Origin of the sequence: Marinoscillum sp., from assembly GCF_040222955.1 — a bacterium.
Classification (GTDB): Bacteria; Bacteroidota; Bacteroidia; order Cytophagales; family Cyclobacteriaceae; genus Marinoscillum.
This window is the reverse complement of sequence record NZ_JAVKCA010000007.1, coordinates 108424-126996: the sequence shown is the minus strand read 5'-3', so window position 1 is coordinate 126996 and position 18573 is coordinate 108424. Positions and strand designations below refer to the sequence as shown.

Here is an 18573-nt window from a genome sequence, read left to right as displayed (position 1 = left end):
CTCGCTCTTCTACATACATTATTCTGCCAGGTGATATTCAAACGCGGAGGTTCCATAGACACCTAAAGATGAAAATTCGGAGATCTAGAAAAACGGGAGAACCTATAAAAAATACATGAAGGAGTAGGAGGGTGAATGTGAATAATTAATTACTCATAAATAGCTGATAGTTAATTATATAAAGCTATATGCTTTGTTTAATTGTTGAATCTTTATTAACTTTCTGACGAAAGTTAACGAGACGAGTCATGAGAGCAATTTGGAAAGGGCATATCCGATTTTCTTTGGTTACTATTCCCATTCGGATTTATAATGCCATTGATAACAAACAGACCATATCATTTAACCTCCTGTCGAAGGAAACCCACAATCCGGTGAAGTATGAGAAAAAGGATAAAGTGACCGGGGAGACTTTGCGGGCAGAGGATATTGTAAAAGGCTACCAGTATGAGCCCGGACAGTTTGTGATTGTCGATAATGATGATTTTGAAAAGGTGAAACTCAAGAGCACAAAAGTAATTGAGATTGAGGGGTTTGTGGATGCCAGTGAAGTACACGCTACACTCTTTGATTCACCTTATTTCGCCGGTCCGGATGGGGACGTGGCTGCCAAAACCTATGGCTTACTATCAGAGGCATTGAGAGCTTCAGGTAAAGTGGGTGTGGGTAAAGTGGTCCTCCGTGACCGGGAAAATGTGGTCTTACTCACTCCTCATGAAAGCGGCATTTTGCTTTATAAGCTGCGTTATCCGGAAGAAGTAAGAAGCATTAAGCAAGTGCCAAAGCTTGATTCCCTGGATGAAGTTATTGATGCGGAGCAGCTGAAAATGGCAAATACACTCATTGACTCTATGACAAAAAGCTTTGAAGACATTAAATTAGAGGATCGATACAATGGTGCACTGAAGGAGGTGATCATGAATAAGATAGAGGGTAAAGAGGTGATCAGCATCACGGAAGAAGAACCTGAAGTGGTAGATATCATGACGGCCCTCAAGCAAAGTATCGAGCAGGCCAAGGCAGACAAGAAGCCGATGAAAAAGGCCAAGAAAGAAGTGGAAGAAACCAAAAAGAAACGAAAGGCTAGCTAATGGCCAGAGTGATCAAATTTCCAGTAACCCCACCAGAAAAGCTAGGGCCCAAGAAAGTAAAGAGAAAGAAAAGGCGACCCGATCTGGAGGATTATGGTCAAATGAACCTGTTTGCCGGTCCTGCCAAAGAAGGGCGCCTGGTGAGTTTGCCTCAGTCAGACAGCTTCTTTGAAGAGGCTTTGTCTTTAGATGAACAAAATGATCCCGAGGCGGAAAAATACTATCTTTTGGCCATTCAGCATGATCAGTCAGTGGTAGATGCTTATTGCAATCTTGGTATCCTAAAATCTCAGCAGAACGAGCTCGCCAAGAGTATTGACTACCTGACTAAGTGCCTGGAGCTCAATCCCCGGCATTTTGAAGCCCATTATAACCTCGCCAATGTGTACTCTGATATGGGAAATTTCCCACTGGCGAAAACGCATTATGAGGTGTCCATCAACATCGACCCGGATTTCCCGAATGGTTACTACAATCTCGGCCTGGTACTGATTTCGCTAAAAAAATATAAAGAGGCCATTGATGCCATTGATCAATACATCATTAGATCACCAGACAACGATCATAAAATCGCTTCTGAGCTAATAAAAACCTTAAAATCTTTTGCCTGATGAATGATAAAAACCAAATACTCGCGGAGCACTTTGAGCGGCTCAAAGAATTGATTCCTGAAGTTTATAGCCAGGAGGTGATGAAGACCGAAGACGGTGATGAGAGGAAACTGTTTCAATTGCTCAAAAGGAGCCTGGGGATAGTGGAGGCCATCTATTTACAGGGAGGAAGCCCATTCAATCCTGCTACAGTAGAAGAATACGCCCGGGTGGTGAAGGAAGTAAAAAGCATGGGTTATGACTACAGTGGCAATGGAGGCCTTCTGGAAAAGGCAACTGGTCAGTTGATCATGAAGGCTAAGAAGCCGATGGAAAAGGCCAAAGGGAAGAATAAGGAGTCTGGTAGTGATAGAAAGGCAATGTGATGCGGATTTATTCTAAACGTTTTCTGGTCTTTCTGGCTGTGGCTTGTCTTATCATCTTTTCTCATTGTGGGGATGATGATGTGACTGGTACCTGCGCCGGGTGCCCTGATGATGCTGTTTGGTCGGTTTTTGGTTCTGACGACTGCTACGAGACCATAGAAGAATGCGAAGCTGGCGAAAAGGGTGACTGTGTCATTTGTAATTGATGATAGGATTGACATATTTTTAACCTCCGAGAAACCACGATATGACCAATAAGACTTTGAGACTTTTCGCCCTTGTAGGCACATTTGCTATTGCAGCACTCACCATTTCCTGTGGAGATGATGATGAGCAGGGCTGTACCCATTGTTCAGATGATGCGCCCTATGGAACCCTAGATGGTGGCTGCTACTCCACGTTGAGTGACTGTGAGAGCAACGAGTCAGGAAACTGCGTCATTTGCCAGTAATCAATCCTCAGAAATCAATTCGATCACACGCTCTGTCAGCTGATCGATGTTCACAGCTTCCAGGTTTACTTCCCGGGGTTCTGATCCTTTTTTAATCTGGCTGACCCTTGCGCGGATGAGGTCACCTGCTTCGCTGTATCTACCACTGATGATTGTGGCTCCACTGAAATTCTTGTCATCCACAAAAACAATAGGGGCATCTTTTGATTTGCTGAGCTCCACTAGTTTGCTATCCATCAGATCACTCACTCCGAGTCGATCATAGATAGCACTTTCATCCTGAAAACGACTATGAACATACACCGGTTTTGGTGCTTTAATTGCAATCTTCTCTCGGGATGCTACTGATAGTTTACCTATATCAAAACTCTTTCCGTCTTCCGGCATTCTGATTTCGGGTTTTTGGATTCCTCCGATTTCCTCGGCCAGTTCAGGCACCTTATTGGCTGCAAACTGAAAGAGATCCATCACATCCACAAACCCGTCTTCATGGAGTGCCGCACCTTTCATGCCGAACAACAGTGAGTAGGTGAGTAACCCTTGCCCAAACAAGGTTGTTTCATAGCTCACAGCGTCCGCCGCAGAGCCAGCCAGCACAAAGAGTCCTGTACGGTCTTTCATACGTTCCAAAGCCCGTATTTGCGTAGAACTCATGGCACTTCTGGAAGTAGCCAGTGAAGAAGCCAACCTTCCGGAGTGACAGGCATCGATGATGAGGATCTGCTTCAGTGCGGGTACGGATTTGATGTACTCTGTAAATTCACTACTTGCAATGGCTGCCTTCTCCCGAATGACGCTATTGTTCATGTCACCACTTTCTGCACTGCAGGTGAGGTAGTAAAAATCACTGTTCTCACCACCCTGATTGACCCCATGACCAGAAAGGTATACCAGAAGGACATCATTGGCTTTGGCCTGTTTTGAGTAGGCTTCAAAAGCGGATCTGATATTTTGTTTTGTTGGCCAAAACGCCTCTTCCTGATCAGTGGTGAGCAGGGTGATGTGGGTGTTTTCAGCACCCAGGTATTCTTGCGCACTTAGCTCAATGGCATGGGCCAGGTCTGCTGCGTCTTTTGCAGCATACTTCAAATCCAGTGCATCGCCAGCATAGTCTGAACTACCTGCGATGATGGCAAAAAGATGAGGGGTGATCGTGTTCTTTTCTTCCCCGAAAATGTATAAGCTTTTTTCTTCAGAACTGAGCGTACCATCTGAGTTATAGGCTTTAATAGATACTTTATTGACTCTGTCAGTGTACAGGAAAGGATGATTGGTGATGTCATAGTCAATCTCCACAGATGACTCATCGATCACCGAGGCTCCACGCACATCGCTGCTTACTTCTTTCCCATTGATCATGATGATCACCCGGCCGATGCCTCCACCGCTATTATTGAGATTGATGCCCAACTTACCGTTGTTCTTGAGAGGATGATCCAATGACAATTCAGGATAAAGGGCAACCCCTGACAGGTCTGCGGCTGTGCGCACCGGTTCGGTATTCAGCCCCAGAAGTTTGGAGAGCAGGTGTGGCTCATAGTAGGCAGATTTCATCTGCGATAAAGCTACGATCCGGCCATCTTTTACATAATGCAGTTGATCCATCGCACGGGGAGTGGCATCAAACAGGCCCTTTGGCGTGGTGATTACATATTGATCGTCCTCTAAAGGAACCAAAGACCCTTTGAGTGGCTTCTTTGCGCTCTCAATATCCCAAATGTTAATTTTACCATCCACCGCTGAGCTCAGCAGGTAGCCATTGACGAAAGCAACGGAGCTGGTAAATCCCGCATGACCATCCAGTGTTGATACCACCTGACCGTCTTTGGCATCTATGATTTTGATGCGGAAATCAGGTCCACTTTCAGCACGTTTGATGGAGTTCCTGATTCCTATCAGGTATTTGCCATCAGGTGACCAGTAGATTTTATCACTTTGCCCGCCTGCGCCTAAAGTGAGTGTTGAGATTTTTTGATAATCCTTGTCAAAGACATGAATCGTTTGATTGTCACGAAGGAGCGCAGCGGTAAGTCCCTGATCGGAAATTGAAAGGTCCTGAATTTCTCTGAGCGGTACTTCTTTGATCACCTTTAGGGTGATGGGATCATATATACTCAGGCCGGTGGGAGTTTGAAAGATGAGCCTTCTGCCATCCGGAGAGAACTCATACTGCTGGCCATCTTTTACCTTCAGGTTTTTGGGTGTTTTACTTTTAAATTGATAAAAATCAAAGTCACTGTCACTGCTTTTTCTGAGGATGTAATTACCTGTGGGATCGAAAGTTATGGGCGTCGAACTGTATTCCCCTTTGGCCTTCAGGGTGAAAATCTCTTCTCGTGAAATCAGGTTCAGCACCCTGATTTGCTCATCCATGCCATAAGCTGCAATGACTGGATTCACCGGATGAAAGTCAATGGCCCGGGTTCCGGATTCACTTCCTTTGAGCGTGATATCCTGCTGAGTGCCAGTAAGGTCCATTACTTTGATCGCACCATGACCTGAGGCAATGGCCAGCTGGTTTCCAGAGCGATTAACGGCAAGGTCATAAACTGCCGCGGCTGTGCCCCTAAATACAGGGTCGGTCCACTGCCCGTTTTTCAAATCGTAAGTGCGTATAACCTGCTGATAATCTGCAATGAATAGCAGGGTGTCAGCAACGGTCATGGCTCTAAGTCCAAACTTAAAGGGTTCGGAAGTTTTGTCCTCGTGGATTTCAAACGGGAGCGGACGGGCTTCCATAGTTTTCGAATCAAATACCTGAACGTTTTCACTGGCATCCCTACCACAGGCGAAAACCCGATTTTGGATCGGATCTAAAACTACCCGGTAATTTCTAAGGCTGAATGGAGTGGATTTGGAGAGATTAAAGGCTTTCAAATCCACTTTGATGAGTTCACCAGCATCTGTGCCCAGGAAAACGCTCGTCTGATCAGAAGTAATACTTCCTATGCGTGCTTCTGACACTTTTTGCTTATTGATCACCTTTCCGGTGGTCAGGTTGATTAGCGCCAGATCCCCCTGACCACCTCCGATGATCAGGCGATTTTCCAGAATACACAAAGACTCGATGGATTCAATGGGGGACGGCCATTGAGTAATCTCACTGCCTGTTGGAGTATTCCATATTCCAATCTTATTGGCTGAAACAGTCACCAGGGTATCTCCACTTTGAGTAAATTGTACTTGCTCAATTTTTTTATCATGTGCCTGGATTGTCCATGTCTTCAGACCATTATCACTCCAAAGGGTCAGTTGACCGCTATCGTCACCACTCACCAACCATTGAGCTACCGGATGATAGGAGATGGCATTCACTGATTGCTGATGATGTAAATGGTATAACTCTTTGCCCGAGGAGAAATCCCATAGTTTCACTTCCGTGGATCCGTCTATGGAGGCCATCCATTTTTGCCCGGGGGAGACGGTCATATCCACTACACGCCGGGTGTGTCCCAGTGGTATGATTAATTCAATTTCCTGAGCAACAACTGATGAAAAAGCAGTGAAGTAAAGCAACAGACTGGCAAGTGATCTCATAAGGCAATATTAGCTGGCTAAATTTAGGTAAATATGATTCGAAATTTCTTACCAAAAACCAAACCAATTTGTCCGCTTCATCAGGGTTATTCACACCTGATACTCTCTGATGGGTTGGACAGGGCTACGCTGAGTGACCGAAATCCGATGGTCAGCAGGGCCACAACTAATGACACGATTCCACTGGCTGCAAATACATACCAATAATCCTGTAATACGATCCGGTAACTGAAAGCCTGGAGCCAGTTGGTAACAAATAGCCAAGCAAGGGGTATGGATACCATGAAAGCCACGATAATCAGGAAGGTAAATTCTTTTGAAATAAGGGAAAGTATCTCGCTTACAGAAGCCCCAAGTACTTTTCGAATACCAAATTCTTTCTGGCGACGCTGTGCTGAATAAGTGACTAACCCAAATATCCCCAGGGTAGCCAGAAAAAGTGAGATGATCGAAAAGGAGGTAAACACACGATGCTGCTTCTGCTCATTCTCGTATAGTCGGGAGAGTGATTCATCCAAAAAAGTATAGTGCATGGGGAAACCGTCAATCAGCTCTTCCCAGGTGTTGTTCATGTGTTCTATTCCCTGATTGAGGTTGCCGGCTTGCATGGCCACTACAATTTTTCTGGCTCTGCCACCCAGGATGATACAGAGTGGTTCTATCGGGTTTTTTAATGATTGAAAATGATAGTCTTCCACAATGCCCACGATCTTCCGATCATATTCGTCCCACAAAGGCATATTCACTGTCTTGCCTAGCGCTTCTTCTGCTGACATTCCCAATTCTTCAAGTGCCTTTCTATTCAGTAAGACACTTCCATTCATGTCTGCACCAAATGACCTGTCAAAATTTCTCCCAGCCAGAAGCTGAATGTTGAGGGTTTCCAGAAAATCGTAGTCCGTGAAGAGCGTTCGTATTTTCAGTTGCTCATCGATGCCTTTGAATTGTATGGTAGCTCCATCGTGAAAGCCTCCGGGTTCACCGGACACCGCAGCCACTGATTCGATGGCAGGGTGGGACAGGAGTCGCTCTTTGAAGGTGTCTGTCTGCTCGCGGATGTCACCGTTATTAAGGTCTATGGTGACTATGGACTCCTGATTAAACCCAAGCTCCTTGTTTTTCATATAGCTGATTTGAATGGTTACCAAAAAAGTGACGGCCATCAGAAAAATGGCAATAACAAATTGAGCAACCACAAGACCTTTTCTGATCAAAACCCCTTTGGTTCCTTTCACCATTTCTCCTTTCATAACTCTGAGCGGCTTGAATGAGGACAAAAGAACGGCTGGGTAGACCCCTGAAGATAAGACCACCAGGCCTACCAATGCGCACATGAAAAGCAGTATGTTGGGATCTGACCAGTCGTAAGTAACCTCCAGTCCAAACAAGCCATTGAATATAGGCAGGAACAACTGACTCAATAACCCGGCCAGCACTATGGCCGTCAGAATAACCATCAAAGATTCTCCAAGAAACTGAAGAATTAAGCGACCCTTTCTGCCACCCATGATCTTTCTTACTCCGACCTCTTTTGCTCTTTTAAAGGATAATGCAACGGACATGTTCACATAGTTGAAACATGCGATAAACAGGATGGCAACAGCCACCATGGCTAGTATATAGACACTTTTGAGGTCCCCATGGCGTGCAAGGTCATAGCGCACGTCGCTGGCAAAATAGGTTTCAGACAGGGGTTCCAGTGTCAAACCCATTCTGGACTTGGTCTGGTCAAAATCATCACCCATGTATTTTTCCATAAACCACTGCAACTGACTCTCGACATAAGCCCTGTCCTGCGGACTGCTAAATTTGGCATATGTGGTTAGCCCGTTATTCCACCAGTTGCTCATCCATTCATACTTATCCAGAAAAGCAAATGACAACACCATGTTAAATTCCAGGTGCGACTTGGCGGGAATCTCATCCATAATGCCCGTTACAATGAATTGCTCACCTTCCGTTTCAATGATTTGTCCGATGGGATCTTCATCGCCAAAGTATTTCTTGGCCAGGGCTTTGGAAAAGACCACATTATTGGCCTGACTCAAAACGTCTTTGGGATCTCCCGAGGCCAGAGGGAAGGAGAAGAAAGTGAAGAAATCAGGATCGGCGAAGAGGATGTGTTCTTCAAAGAATTGCTTGTCTTTGTATTTAACGAGGCTGGTTTCCAGGCTGGCCCGGCAGGTATAGATTTTTCCCTCAAAGTCAGTTTCCAGTGCCCGGGCATAGGGTCCTGATGTTACGCCGATTTTAAATGGGCTACCATTCATTTCGGCCGTTCTGAGTACCCGATAAATCTCGTGGTAGTCTTTATGAAAAGTGTCGTACTTCAGTTCGCTGGACACATAAAAGTAGAGGAAAAACACACATAGAAGCCCGATGGTGAACCCAGCAATATTGATGATTGTGTTCATTCCCTGCTTGCGCAGGTTTCGAATGGTCAGAAGTGGATTGAATATGAACATTGGATGATGGATTGAGGAGTTAATACTTTTCAAACAAGAGGGACGCAGGTACAGGAGGCATTCGCGCCACAGGCGTATTTTCCTGCCATGTGCATGATAAGCCTCCTCCAGGTTACCAAGAATTTCTTCCTGAAGTTCAGCTTTGCATAGCCTGGAGATCAGGAGCTCAGCAAACCTGGGCAAGCCATTCTGGTTATATGGTTCCATAGGCATCAAGTGAGAATTTAGGAGCTTGTTGCCAAAGGCTTTCACGCTGAGTACGTACCTGGTTCAGAACGATCTTGCCATCAGAGGAGAGCTGGTAAATGCGTTTACGCCGACCACCTCGCTCCGCGGTGGCACCGGTCATTTCAGAGGTCAAAAATCCTTTTTCCTCCAGTCGGGTCAAAGAGGCATGCAGCGCTCCCATCGAAGTGTCACGTTGTACCTGATTGCTTATTTCTTCCTGAATTTTCAATACATACGCCTGATCTTCCAGTATCAGGACAATCAGCAAGAGAAGTTCTTCGAATTCACCCAGATTAGTACCCTTCATTTTTTTTTGTTTCTATTTTGTATGACTACTCATACGAAGGTGCTTGTTATTTTGTTCTGAATAGTAGAAACAAATACTAAATAATTGCATGATGGTAGATTAACGCTTAATATAAAATGGTCTTCTGATGAAAAACCCTTTCTATTTCTAACAACTCTTGTCTTATCCGTGTTAATCCAGTAAGTTTCGATTTCAATTAACTGCCGCCATAGTTTTGAACATAAGTATTATCATACCTACCCTCAATGAGGAGAATAACATCCGAAGGCTTTGTGCCTTTTTATGCAACCATCAATCCAATGAACACTTTGAGATTATTGTAGTGGATGGAGGGAGTACTGATGGAACCCTGGACTCCATTTCTGATCTTCAGAAGCTCACCATTATCAATAGCCCTGTTGCCTCCAGGGCCGTGCAGATGAATCTGGGAGCGTCCAAGGCTCATTTTGAGGTATTATATTTTGTACATGCGGATGTGATGCCGCCTTACACGTTTTATGCTGACCTTCGGGAAGCGCTCGCCGGTTCTCAGATTGGTAGTTATCGGTATCGCTTTGATTCTACCAAATGGCTACTTCGCATCAATGGTTATTTCACCAGATTTTCTATGTTGTGGTGCAGGGGGGGAGATCAGACACTTTTCATCAGGCGCCCACTTTTTGACCAGTTGGGTGGTTTTGATGAATATTTTACGGTGATGGAGGATTTTGACCTGATCAGACGAGCTAAGAAACTTACTCATTTCCATATCATTCCTAAAGAGGTGATCGTATCAGCCCGTAAGTATGAACGTAACCATTACCTCAGGGTCCAATGGGCAAACCTGAGAGCCTTTCAGATGTATAGAAATGGAGTCAAGCCGGAGGTTATCCGCCATTTCTATAAAGAATCACTGAAGCTGGCCACGTATTAGTTTGTAAATTACTTTCCATGAAATTGACAATTCTTGGCTGCGGAGATGCATTTGGTTCTGGCGGAAGGTTCAATACTTCGTTTCTGCTGGAGCAAGGTCATCAACGTATCCTTGTAGACTGTGGAGCTTCTACCCTCATCAGACTCAAACAGCTCGGTGTTTCAGTCACGAGCATTGATACCATCGTCATTACGCATTTTCATGGCGACCACTATGGGGGCATTCCATTTCTGGTATTGAGCAATCACATAGAATACAAACGAGCTACCCCACTCACTATTATCGGACCTTTCGGTGTTAAAAGAATGGTTTACTCGTTGCAGGAAGCCCTGTATCCTGGTACTTCCAACATACTGGAAATACTTGATATCACCTTTGTGGAATATCAGGACAGACAATGGATCGACGTGAATGACCTGGAAGTTTATGCCAGAACCGTTACGCATGCGGTGCCCACCAATCCGCATGGAGTGAAAATCAGGTGGCAGGATAAGGTCTTTGCATTCTCAGGAGACACAGAATGGAATGACTCGCTTGTGGATCTGGCAGATGGAGCAGATGTGTTTGTGGTAGAGTGCAATAACCTGAATGAGGATTCTCCGGGACATTTGAGTTATCAAACCATCCTGAGCAGGCAGACTCTTTTCAATTCTAAAAGGCTACTACTCACCCATATGGGTACCGAAGTGATTAGCCAGGAAAAGCTGGAGATAGAGCGCTTGTCCGATGGTCAGGAAATCCTTTTTTAAGTCTTGAATTAGGCCTTAGAGAGGCGTTCAAGGTATTGATTTACGAATTCCACCTTTCTTTTGAGTCGGTACTGCATCACCCAACGGGGGTGAGGTACTGTCAGGATTTCATCGAAAAGATGGTATTTGTCGTTTAGCACATTCAGGAACTTCAGATTTTCCCCCTGGCCGATACTGAAGGCGACCTTTCGGCTTAGAGGCAGGGCCAATTGCTGTTGGATACACTCCAGGGCATATTGCTCAAAAATGGAAGGCCAATCAGCAATGTCATAATAGTTGAGGTTTCGGCCATCTCTCACAAACCCGAGTGGAGAGACTGCTGAGAGGTAGAATTTTTGATAAAATAAATCAGGGCCTCCGTACGCTGCGATCACTTCATAAATGAACCTGCTCGACAACTCAGGTCGTTTGTCCAATTCGTTTTTTATTCCGCAAGACTCCTCAAGGTGAATAGGGTCAGTAAAGGGTACACCGGTAAGACCTCCACCAAAACGGCCCGGATTAATCCCGAAAAGGACGATCCGCTCCTGTAGGTCGTCATAATATTTTCGGTAAAATAGGGTGCTGGCTTCCATAGCTTGCTCATCTTTGTAAGGATTCAACACCACCACCTCAGGAGGCAATCCTGGTGGGGGAGTCAGAGATTGATAGAAGCTCAGTATTTTGTCGGCTACAGTCATGTTCGAAAGTTAGATTACCCAATGGCCCGAACCAAGCAGTATTTCATTATCTACAAGCCTTTTAAGGTGCTTACTCAATTTACCAGCGAAGATGGTAATCCTGGTTTGGGTACCATATATGATTTGCCCAAGGACATTTATCCTGTCGGTCGCCTCGATCTGGACAGTGAGGGTCTGCTTATTCTTACGAACGATAAGGGATTGAACGGAGCCCTGCTGAACCCTAAAAACAGCCACAAAAGGACGTATTGGGTGGAAGTAGAGGGTATTCCTACAGAGGCTTCTCTGGATGCCCTTAGGAATGGATTGGAAATCAATGTGAAAGGAATTTATCACACCCTGCCATGCGAAGCCAGACTCATAGAAGTGCCAGCGCTCGCAGAACGTGATCCCCCGGTTAATGATCTCAAACATCCTGTTCGGTCGTGGATGGAAATCAGCCTTGTAGAAGGTAAGAACCGACAAGTTCGAAAAATGACTGCCAAAATTGGACACCCAACACTGCGACTGGTTCGGGTAGGTATAGAGGATCTTTCCGTGTTTCCTCTCCAGCCGGGTGGAATTACCCAAATCTCGGAAAAGGCGCTTTTCAAGAAACTGAAACTGATCTAGTTTTTCAGCCGCTTTTGGTAGGAAGGGACGGTATCAGCTATCTTGGCCAACCAACCATGAAACACTTCCTGCATGCATAGAATTTTTTCGGCTATAGTACTCCTGGTCATGTGCACTCATTGCCAGAAACCTGAACAGTCCCGGCAATCGGAGGCTCCTGCGTTGGCACTGACGAACCAACCAGAATGGATGAAAAGCGCGGTATTGTATCAGGTAAACATCAGACAATACACCCCTGAGGGTACGTTCATTGCTTTTCAGAAGCATCTCCCAAGGTTGAAGGAGTTGGGGGTGGATATACTTTGGCTGATGCCCATACACCCCATAGGTGAGGAGCGTCGTATAGGTACTTTAGGTTCTTTTTATGCTGTTCAGGATTATTATGGCATCAATGGAGACATGGGAACTCAAGATGAATTTCGAGCGCTGATCAGGGCTACTCATGAGGCTGGTATGTATGTGTTGATGGATTGGCAGAGTGAAGCCACTGCTTGGGATCACGTGCTGATGGAAAGCCATCCTGAGTGGTATCTGCGGAATGCAGATGGTGAGCTTATCACGCCGGAGAATAGGCCTGATGTGGTATTGCTGGATTATAATCAAGGGGCGCTAAAGGAATACCTGAAGGAGGTCATGACCTACTGGGTAAGGGAGTTTGACATTGATGGTTATGGCCTTCATGTGAATGGCCCTGGGATGTCATCGTTTTGGGCAGATGTGCGAAAAAGGCTGGCAGCGGAGAAGTCGGTGATTTTGTTAGCCGATTCCCCAGGTCAGGCTGTGCCAGAAGTATTTGATGTAGCGGGAGCATGGCAGTTGGAACGGGCCATGCAGGCCATCAGTAGAGGAGAGGCCAATGCCAGGCATATTCAAGAATTTATAGCCACACAAGCGGACAGTGGGTATGATGGGAGTATCCATATGCTCTATACGACCAATCATGAGAAAAACGGACTTGAGGGCAGTGTATTCGACCGGTTTGGCAAGGCCGCAGAGGTGTATGCCGTGCTGACCTATGTACTGGAGGGAGTTCCAATGATTTATTCCGGGCAGGAGGTAGGACTGAATCGCTCGCTTTCTCTGACTGAAAAGGATGAAATTCCCTGGGGCGATCATCCCTTCAATGCGCTTTATTCCAGATTGAATAAGCTGAAAAAAGACAATCAAGCGCTTTGGACCGGGCCCTGGGGTGGCAATTTGGAGTCATTAAGGACCTCCAATCCAGATCAGATTATCGCCATATATCGTGTGAAAGATGGAAACCGGGTTCTGGCTGTTTTTAACTGTTCTCCGGGGGAAGTCACCTTTGCGATCAGCTCCGGTCAGTTTCACGGTGACTATAAAGGCTTCAAAAGTCGATCCACTGTGACACTCAATGAAAAAGACCAACTGACACTTCCTGCCTGGGGTTACGAAGTATATATCGCCCGATAAAGGTTTAAGAATTCTTATTTTTCTTTTTTCCTGCAAACATGCCAAGGGTGCGTTTGAGTCCATCACTTAGGAGCAGTAAGTAGAGCAAGCCAATCATTACCCAAAGGACACTCACATTGAAATAAACGGTGTCTATGTACCAATTCCCTATGATTTTCTCGGAAGCATAAAAATGTGCCCTGCCTGTATGGTTGTAAGGATCTTTGAAGATCGGATCCTTTCGCTGAATGAGTCGGTTATCTGACCGGATGATTTTATTGAACTCATTCCTATTTTCCACAAGATCAGATACGCTCTCATTGAAATGATCGCGTTTCAGCTGGTAAAACTCATCCTTTCCCATTCTGTCAATCAGACCCTCATAGATCGAATCCTTCTGGGCCACAGCGTCTTTATACTTTACCTGAAAAGAGCTCTTGAGGTCATCGAGATAGTTCAAAAACCGCTGTCCGATGGACGGAGAAAAAAGTGCTGGAGAGAATGAACCTATCATGGAAAAGTGCTTCACATCAAAGTGCTCTATCAGGTAGTCATATTCAGTTCGGATCAGGTCAAAATCGGCCTGGTGCGTCTCATAGGCCCCGCTATCTCTGAGAATGTTTCTGGTGGTGGTCTCCAGTCCAGGAATGAGGTAGGATCTCTGAAAGGAGTTTTGGCTCATCGCTTTATCCGCTTCAAAGAAATGTCGTTCGTAAGCATTGTGTTTGAATTGCGCCACGCTTAAGGCCTCATAGGCCCATCTGGAGGCCATAATATCACCCACCAGCGGCACATGTGATTGCTTGGCGATGCCCGTGTGTAATTCATCAAATTTGATCATGGCGCCGCCCAGCAGAAGCTGTGGCACCAGTATGAATGGGATCAGAATGTAGATGGTAATGATAGAGTTGAGTGCAGAGGAGATGTTGAGCCCAATCATATTCGCAAAACATGATGTGGAGAAAAGGATCATGGTATAATACCAGGTCATGCCTTGTATTTCCAGCACGTAGTTACCCACCAGCACAAATGATAACGTCTGGATAGCTGATAATGTAAACAGGAATACGACTTTAGAATTGATGTAGCTGAATCGGCTAAGGTTCAGAAACGATTCCCGCTCGAGTATACGCCGATCTTTAAAAATCTCCTCAGCACTGACCGACATGCCCACGAATAGCGCGACCACCACGGCCATAAACAGGTAGACAGGGAGGTTTTTATTATCTGCGAATACATAATCCCCAGCGGGTGCGTACTTGGAGAAATAACCAAGGATAAAGGCCAGGAGCGGAGCTTCCAACAGGTTGATCAGGATGTACTGGGTGTTGGAAAGCTTAGCAAACAGGTTTCGCTTGGAGAAAATCCTAAACTGGTGAAAGAGTGAAGGAATGTGGAAGTTGGTAACGGGCAGTCGCTCTTCAAATCGTATTCTCTTGAGCTTACTCTCCAGATTGGTTTGGTATTTTTCGTACCAGGTGTCAGGTGTCACTCTTCTCGCATTGGTCATGCGGCCGGCATCATCTATCTCTTTCGCTTCAATGATCTGTAAAATCTGATCAGGGATCACATTTCCACAGCGTGTACATTCACTTTCCGCTGCGTTTACCTGAGTGCTCATGGTTTTAAAATACACCACAGCATCTATGGGATTACCGTTATAGATGGGGTAGCCGCCCTTGTCTAAGATCCACAGCTTATCAAAGAGCTTGAAAATATCGGATGATGGCTGGTGGATAATGGCAATAACAAGCTTCCCTCTACGGGCCAGCTCCTTTAGCAGTAGCATCACCTTTTCGGAGTCCATGGAAGACAACCCACTGGTCGGTTCATCCACGTAGAGTACCGCAGGCTCGCGCATGAGCTCCAGGGCAATGTTCAGGCGCTTGCGCTGACCGCCGCTGATAAACTTGTTCAATGGGTCACCCACCTTAAGGTCTTTGATGTCCTGCAGGTCCAGATCATCCAGGATTTTGTTCACTGTTTTTTCCAACAGAGAAGGGGAAAAATCACTGAAACAGATTTGCGCGTTGAAGTGTAGGTTTTGGTAGACCGTAAGCTCCTCGAAGAGCATGTCATCCTGCGGGACATAGCCGATTACACCTTCCTGGCTGGCCCTGTGAATGGTGTGACCGTTCAGGTGAATCCGCCCGGAGGAAGGCTCCAGTTTTCCATTGAGCAGGTTGATCAGAGTAGATTTACCCACACCACTTCCGCCCATAATGCCTATGAGATTACCGGACTCTTCATTGAAGCTGAATTTATGGATTCCATTGGCGCTGTCCTTAAACCGGTAAGTCAGGTCTTCTCCCGCCAGTACTATTTTGACTTTATTCCGCTCCTGAACGAACTGTCGGATAATCTCAGACTCATAGATAGACCTGATGTTGGGTCCTTTGATGATGGACCCGGGTTTCAGCAAATAGAATTTTCTGGGGACAATCTTGTTACCCTCAAGGTAAAGGTTCAGCGGGCCGTCATACTTAAATACATAGGTATCTACGGATGCAATGTGCAGTACCAGGATTTTACCAAAGAGATTTTCCACATACATGTGGTGAAAAGAGGCCCCCGGTAGCTTTTTGCTCTTTTTGCGCATCATCCAGGCTACTTCCTCCGGCCACTCGGTCATCTTATTGTCGATGACCATGGCTTTGTCTTTATCAATCCCCTTACCGTTTGGGTCTATTATGAACGATTTCAACGAGTGTGCTTCTGCCGCATTCAGGTTGAAGTTCATCGCCACCAGCGAAATGAATTCGTTTTCGCGAGGAATTACCTTCTCATCGGTGTTGATAAGCTCCAGCAGCTGCATAAACACGATGATTCGCTCCCTGGATTGGAGTTCTTTATTAAGCTGGTTGCATATCTTGGCTACCTGCAGTATGCTGGAGGAGTCTATTTCCAGGATGTGATCGCTCGCCTCGGCATTTACCTCCCTGTAAAAAGAGAGATAGTCATAAAATAACCTGAGATACTCGTTGGTGAGCTCCTGATTGAGCAGCTTGCTCAAATAGGGTTTGATGATCACCTCACCTGAATCCACCACGTCATTATCCTCTTTCACACTTTCGATGATCGCGAAAAGGTGGACTAATGCATTGATGATAGATTCGGTCATAGGTGTGGGGTCATAAAAAACCGTCTCAAATATAGATCAAGTTTGGGCGGACCGGGCTTTCGTGCGAAAAGACTTTCCAATAGTGCTCAACTGATCTGAACATACCTGAGACGGCTTCAGAGTCTATTTACTAAGGTATTAACCTACAATCTTGGCTCTCATTTCTGAGATACTGGCAGATACATCGTCAAACTGGCCTTTGCTGATTTCAGCACCTTCACCTATCTGATCGTAAAACAAGTTCACATATCTGAGGAATGGCAAAACCTTATTTACATTTTCATCCTCAGCGTGCGCTTCCATAAGTGTGGTCAAATCGCCCACCTGATCTTTCTGAGCAGCCAGTACATTCATCAGGCCTGAGTTGTAATCACTCGCTTCGATCAACTGAGCAGTGATGTAAAGTCCCTCTATTACACTGCCAGCCACTACCAGAAGAGAAGTTTTTTCATCTCCACTTTTGTTCAGGTAATTATAGGTCTGGTAGAATGATTCAGTAATGATCAGGATAAGGGAGTCTTTGTTTTCAAGGTTATCCTCTATGCGGTTAGCCAGACTTTTATTGAAAGCAGTTGATACATTCAACTCTTCTATCAATCTTCTGGATGCATTGAGGAAAGCCACTGACTCCTGCTGTTTATCAAAAGTACTGGCATAGCTAAGATCAGCCCCATAGACACCCAGGTTAAGCGCTTTTTGCCACTCAGCCACGTATTTATCCACGTTTCCGGCATCATTGGTGATTTCACTGTTGTAAGATGCATTCGCATCCTGAAGCATTTTTGTGACTTCAAAGGAGGTAGGCAAAGGATATTCAAATTGCTCTTCTACAAATTGCTCCAGTTCTTGCTTCTTTTCGGCAGCCTTTTCGGATGCGGCTTCTTTTTTGGCATTGCTACAATATGTAAACACAAAACTTAGCGCAACAAGCAGCACAACGTTGACTTTCTTATTCATAATGGATTTTAGGTTATTGAATATTCTTTAACTGGCATCAAAAATAATGTCTTGGTTCTCTATATAGAATTATTTGAGGATATATTTTAGCCGTCCGAAAGGAACTAACCAACTCAAATGAAAATTATCCAATCTTCCTACGACTCTAAACAACGGGTTCAAATCACCCATGACGATAAAGTTTTACTAACGGTAGCTCCGTGGTATGGAGCTAAGCTGACAGATATGAAATTGAATGCTGGTCGGGAATTTCATGAGGTGCTCTGGCCGATCTCAGATTCTGATCTGGAGAGCAATTCATGGTTCAAGCAGTCTATACTGTTCCCATTTCCCAATAGACTGAAAGACGGGCAGTACCACTTCGATGGGCAGTCTTACCAGTTCCCAATCAATGAACCCGAAGTAAATAATCAGCTTCACGGCATGCTTTTTAATGCACCATTCAAGGTCACCGAGACAAGGGAATCAGATTTGGAAGCATCGATTACTTTGGCGCATGAATATTCAGGTAATCTTCCTTACTATCCATTTGCATTTGTGTTTGAAGTCACATATCGATATTATCTGTCTGGCTTTAGCGTGGGGTTCCGGCTGAAAAATACAGGCAAGAAGCGCTTACCTTTCGGTATTGGCTGGCATCCGTACTTTCAAATCGATGGGGTGGGCGTGAAGGATTACATATTCAGCGCTGGTGAGTTGGAGGAGATTGAGCTTGATCGGCGAACGTCCATACCTACGGGTAAGCGAAAACCTCTTGCCCATTCTGTTTTCCTACTGAATGAGCACATTCTGGATAATGCATACCAGCTGACAGGTGAAAAGACCTATGTACTCAAAGGGCCTGAGAATCTCAGGATTTTATTCAGACCCTCGGATTCCCTAAGTTACCTGCAGCTCTTTACTCCTGACGGAGGCGAAACCATTGCCATAGAGCCTATGACATGTAACGTGAATGCATTTAATAATCAAGAAGGTCTGCTCACACTCGAACCTTCGGATTCCTATGATTGCGAGGTGCAAATAGAGCTCACAAAGGAGGCTGATACGGGCCAATAAACCCCTTTTTGAAAACC

16 protein-coding genes are annotated in these 18573 nt (G+C 45.4%); 10 read left to right on the top strand and 6 right to left on the bottom strand.

What is annotated here, in order from left to right; genetic code table 11:
- Positions 1–248 precede the first annotated feature (248 nt).
- The 5 genes from RIH33_RS02580 to RIH33_RS02560 are packed head-to-tail and all read left to right on the top strand — an operon-like array spanning position 249 to position 2518.
- Positions 249–1091, top strand: a complete 843-nt coding sequence (locus RIH33_RS02580) for a Ku protein (RefSeq protein WP_406653468.1) — start codon at positions 249–251, stop codon at positions 1089–1091.
- Positions 1091–1702 (top strand): tetratricopeptide repeat protein, encoded by a 612-nt coding sequence (locus RIH33_RS02575; RefSeq protein WP_406653467.1) that lies wholly within the window; start codon positions 1091–1093, stop codon positions 1700–1702. Before RIH33_RS02580 ends, RIH33_RS02575 begins: the two co-directional genes overlap by 1 nt.
- A complete protein-coding gene (locus RIH33_RS02570) occupies positions 1702–2067 on the top strand; it encodes a hypothetical protein (protein WP_406653466.1) in 366 nt (121 codons plus the stop codon). Before RIH33_RS02575 ends, RIH33_RS02570 begins: the two co-directional genes overlap by 1 nt.
- Positions 2067–2273: a hypothetical protein gene (locus RIH33_RS02565; RefSeq protein WP_406653465.1), complete on the top strand. Its 207-nt coding sequence runs from the start codon at positions 2067–2069 to the stop codon at positions 2271–2273. The genes RIH33_RS02570 and RIH33_RS02565 overlap by 1 nt, the downstream gene beginning before the upstream one ends.
- A 41-nt stretch (positions 2274–2314) precedes the next feature.
- Positions 2315–2518, top strand: coding sequence for a hypothetical protein (locus RIH33_RS02560; protein WP_406653464.1), 204 nt, complete (start codon positions 2315–2317; stop codon positions 2516–2518).
- Here the strand turns inward: RIH33_RS02560 and RIH33_RS02555 are convergent, their stop codons facing one another.
- The 3 genes from RIH33_RS02555 to RIH33_RS02545 form a co-directional block, all read right to left on the bottom strand.
- Positions 2519–6055 carry a caspase family protein gene (locus RIH33_RS02555; protein ID WP_406653463.1) on the bottom strand — a complete coding sequence of 1179 codons (3537 nt, stop codon included), beginning with the start codon at positions 6053–6055 and terminating at the stop codon, positions 2519–2521. It abuts the gene before it with no gap.
- Between the two features lie 86 nt (positions 6056–6141).
- Entirely contained in the window at positions 6142–8727 is a 2586-nt protein-coding gene (locus RIH33_RS02550; RefSeq protein ID WP_406653462.1) for an ABC transporter permease, read from the bottom strand.
- Positions 8714–9055 carry a PadR family transcriptional regulator gene (locus tag RIH33_RS02545; RefSeq protein ID WP_406653460.1) on the bottom strand — a complete coding sequence of 114 codons (342 nt, stop codon included), beginning with the start codon at positions 9053–9055 and terminating at the stop codon, positions 8714–8716. The genes RIH33_RS02550 and RIH33_RS02545 overlap by 14 nt, the downstream gene beginning before the upstream one ends.
- Before the next feature lie 214 nt (positions 9056–9269).
- Between RIH33_RS02545 and RIH33_RS02540 the strand changes: the two genes are divergently transcribed.
- Positions 9270–9968 carry a TIGR04283 family arsenosugar biosynthesis glycosyltransferase gene (locus RIH33_RS02540; protein ID WP_406653459.1) on the top strand — a complete coding sequence of 233 codons (699 nt, stop codon included), beginning with the start codon at positions 9270–9272 and terminating at the stop codon, positions 9966–9968.
- Positions 9969–9985: 17 nt separating this feature from the next.
- Complete coding sequence (locus RIH33_RS02535; RefSeq protein WP_406653458.1) at positions 9986–10717, top strand: MBL fold metallo-hydrolase; 732 nt, start codon at positions 9986–9988, stop codon at positions 10715–10717.
- A gap of 8 nt (positions 10718–10725) precedes the next feature.
- Here RIH33_RS02535 and RIH33_RS02530 read toward each other — a convergent pair whose 3' ends face one another.
- Positions 10726–11397: a uracil-DNA glycosylase family protein gene (locus RIH33_RS02530; RefSeq protein ID WP_406653457.1), complete on the bottom strand. Its 672-nt coding sequence runs from the start codon at positions 11395–11397 to the stop codon at positions 10726–10728.
- Between the two features lie 21 nt (positions 11398–11418).
- Between RIH33_RS02530 and RIH33_RS02525 the strand changes: the two genes are divergently transcribed.
- Positions 11419–12009 carry a pseudouridine synthase gene (locus RIH33_RS02525; RefSeq protein ID WP_406653456.1) on the top strand — a complete coding sequence of 197 codons (591 nt, stop codon included), beginning with the start codon at positions 11419–11421 and terminating at the stop codon, positions 12007–12009.
- Between the two features lie 72 nt (positions 12010–12081).
- Positions 12082–13443, top strand: coding sequence for an alpha-amylase family glycosyl hydrolase (locus RIH33_RS02520; RefSeq protein ID WP_406653455.1), 1362 nt, complete (start codon positions 12082–12084; stop codon positions 13441–13443).
- Positions 13444–13447: 4 nt separating this feature from the next.
- Here RIH33_RS02520 and RIH33_RS02515 read toward each other — a convergent pair whose 3' ends face one another.
- Positions 13448–16543 carry an ATP-binding cassette domain-containing protein gene (locus RIH33_RS02515; RefSeq protein WP_406653453.1) on the bottom strand — a complete coding sequence of 1032 codons (3096 nt, stop codon included), beginning with the start codon at positions 16541–16543 and terminating at the stop codon, positions 13448–13450.
- 138 nt (positions 16544–16681) lie between these two features.
- Positions 16682–17500: a hypothetical protein gene (locus RIH33_RS02510; RefSeq protein WP_406653452.1), complete on the bottom strand. Its 819-nt coding sequence runs from the start codon at positions 17498–17500 to the stop codon at positions 16682–16684.
- Positions 17501–17617: 117 nt separating this feature from the next.
- Here RIH33_RS02510 and RIH33_RS02505 point away from each other — a divergent pair, with 117 nt between their 5' ends.
- Positions 17618–18556, top strand: a complete 939-nt coding sequence (locus tag RIH33_RS02505) for an aldose 1-epimerase (RefSeq protein WP_406653451.1) — start codon at positions 17618–17620, stop codon at positions 18554–18556.
- Positions 18557–18573: the final 17 nt, after the last annotated feature.

What these genes read in the sequence shown, in the direction of transcription:
- RIH33_RS02580 (WP_406653468.1), top strand. Translation starts at nt 249, where the DNA reads ATGAGAGCAATTTGGAAAGGGCATATCCGATTTTCTTTGGTTACTATT.
- RIH33_RS02575 (WP_406653467.1), top strand. Translation starts at nt 1,091, where the DNA reads ATGGCCAGAGTGATCAAATTTCCAGTAACCCCACCAGAAAAGCTAGGG.
- RIH33_RS02570 (WP_406653466.1), top strand. Translation starts at nt 1,702, where the DNA reads ATGAATGATAAAAACCAAATACTCGCGGAGCACTTTGAGCGGCTCAAA.
- RIH33_RS02565 (WP_406653465.1), top strand. Translation starts at nt 2,067, where the DNA reads ATGCGGATTTATTCTAAACGTTTTCTGGTCTTTCTGGCTGTGGCTTGT.
- RIH33_RS02560 (WP_406653464.1), top strand. Translation starts at nt 2,315, where the DNA reads ATGACCAATAAGACTTTGAGACTTTTCGCCCTTGTAGGCACATTTGCT.
- RIH33_RS02555 (WP_406653463.1), bottom strand. Translation starts at nt 6,055, where the DNA reads ATGAGATCACTTGCCAGTCTGTTGCTTTACTTCACTGCTTTTTCATCA.
- RIH33_RS02550 (WP_406653462.1), bottom strand. Translation starts at nt 8,727, where the DNA reads ATGGAACCATATAACCAGAATGGCTTGCCCAGGTTTGCTGAGCTCCTG.
- RIH33_RS02545 (WP_406653460.1), bottom strand. Translation starts at nt 9,055, where the DNA reads ATGAAGGGTACTAATCTGGGTGAATTCGAAGAACTTCTCTTGCTGATT.
- RIH33_RS02535 (WP_406653458.1), top strand. Translation starts at nt 9,986, where the DNA reads ATGAAATTGACAATTCTTGGCTGCGGAGATGCATTTGGTTCTGGCGGA.
- RIH33_RS02530 (WP_406653457.1), bottom strand. Translation starts at nt 11,397, where the DNA reads ATGACTGTAGCCGACAAAATACTGAGCTTCTATCAATCTCTGACTCCC.
- RIH33_RS02525 (WP_406653456.1), top strand. Translation starts at nt 11,419, where the DNA reads ATGGCCCGAACCAAGCAGTATTTCATTATCTACAAGCCTTTTAAGGTG.
- RIH33_RS02520 (WP_406653455.1), top strand. Translation starts at nt 12,082, where the DNA reads ATGCATAGAATTTTTTCGGCTATAGTACTCCTGGTCATGTGCACTCAT.
- RIH33_RS02515 (WP_406653453.1), bottom strand. Translation starts at nt 16,543, where the DNA reads ATGACCGAATCTATCATCAATGCATTAGTCCACCTTTTCGCGATCATC.
- RIH33_RS02510 (WP_406653452.1), bottom strand. Translation starts at nt 17,500, where the DNA reads ATGAATAAGAAAGTCAACGTTGTGCTGCTTGTTGCGCTAAGTTTTGTG.
- RIH33_RS02505 (WP_406653451.1), top strand. Translation starts at nt 17,618, where the DNA reads ATGAAAATTATCCAATCTTCCTACGACTCTAAACAACGGGTTCAAATC.